Source organism: Variovorax sp. 01T439_2, assembly GCF_056398445.1.
In genome coordinates this window covers 1-1,412 of the sequence record NZ_JBFTPJ010001207.1, presented here as the reverse complement: position 1 = coordinate 1,412, position 1,412 = coordinate 1, and the positions used below count along the sequence as shown (strand labels likewise).

The 1,412-nt window shown below is 71.7% G+C and carries 1 protein-coding gene and 1 pseudogene; both read right to left on the bottom strand.

What is annotated here, in order from left to right; all coding sequences use genetic code 11:
* Positions 1 to 766, bottom strand: a pseudogene (locus AC1DOC_RS33570) (apolipoprotein N-acyltransferase); the annotation flags it as partial.
* The coding region (locus AC1DOC_RS33565; RefSeq protein WP_478131557.1) for an HlyC/CorC family transporter at positions 766 to 1,412 on the bottom strand (647 nt) is incomplete at its 5' end. The pseudogene AC1DOC_RS33570 and the gene AC1DOC_RS33565, both read right to left, overlap by 1 nt.

Sequence of the window (1,412 nt, the reverse complement as noted above, 5' to 3'; positions counted from 1 at the left end):
GCGGGATGTTGCCCTGCAGCAGCGCGAGCTGCAGCTTGCCGCTCGAACCCCTGGCGCCCTGCGCGTCGCCGGACAGCGGTGCCACGAGGTGCGGCGCGGCGAATGCAGCGGCGACCAGCGCCAGGGCCTGCGCGAGCGCGATGCCGCGCGCGGGCCGGGTCAGCGCCACCAGCGCGGCCACCAGCGCGGCCACCGCGCCGATGCCGTACACGCCGATCCACGGCGCCCAGGCCGCCAGCGGCCCCTCGACGTGCGCATAGCCGCCGGCGCCCCAGGGAAAGCCGGTGAACCAGCTGCCGCGCACGAGCTCGGCCAGCGTCCACAGCGCGGCGAACACCAGCGCCCCGGCCACCGGCCCGCGCGGCCCGCGAACGACGAACCAGGCGCAGGCCACCGCGTAATAGAGCCCGAGCGCGGCCGCGAGCGAGAGCACCGCAATGGCCGCGAGCGGCGCCGGCAGCCCGCCGTAGGTGTGCATCGAAATGAATAGCCACCAGAAGCTGCCGGTGAGCCAGGCGGTCGAGAAAAGCCAGCCATGCAGCCCGGCGCGGCGCCAGCCCGCACCCTCGGCGCGCAGCCAGTCCAGCAGTCCGACGAGCACCGCCAGCGAAACAAGCTGCAGCCACCACAGCGGCCGGCCGTTCGCAGGCCAGGCAATGGCCGCGGCCTGGGCGAGGCCCGCGAAGGCAAAGGCCAGCAGGCGCAGCAGGCCCACGGCGGAAAAGGCGGGAGACGTGCGGAGCGTGGCCGCTGCCGGCAGCGGCATCAGTCGGCCGCGTCGCTGCCGCGGGCCGGGGACACCTTGAACCAGCGCACGGCCCCGCCCTTGGTGTGCAGCACCACGAAGTCGAAGCCGCCGATCGCGTGGTGCTCGCCGCGCTTGGGCACGTGCCCCATCTCGTGCGCGATGAGCCCGCCGATGGTGTCGAAGTCTTCGCTCAGCTGCTCTTCGTCGAAGACGATGCCGAAGGCCTCGGCCACGCGCTCGATCGGCGTGTCGCCCGAGACGCGGTAGGTGTGGTCGGCCAGGCCGAAGATGTCGCCCTCGTCCTCGGCAATGTCGAACTCGTCCTCGATCTCGCCGACGATCTGCTCGAGCACGTCCTCGATGGTGATGAGGCCGGCCACGCGGCCGAACTCGTCGATCACGATCGCCAGGTGGTTGCGGTTGCCGCGGAACTCGCGCAGCAGGTCGTTCAGGCCCTTGCTCTCGGGGATGAAGGTCGCGGGCCGCAGCAGCGCGCGGATGTTGAGCCCCGGCGCGCGCTGCAGCTTGAGCAGGTCTTTCGCGAGCAGGATGCCGATGATGTTTTCCTTCTCGCCCTCGTACACCGGGAAGCGCGAGTGCGCGGTGTCGATGACCAGGTGCAGCAGCGCGTCGAAGGGCGCGTCGATGTTCACCAGGTCCATGC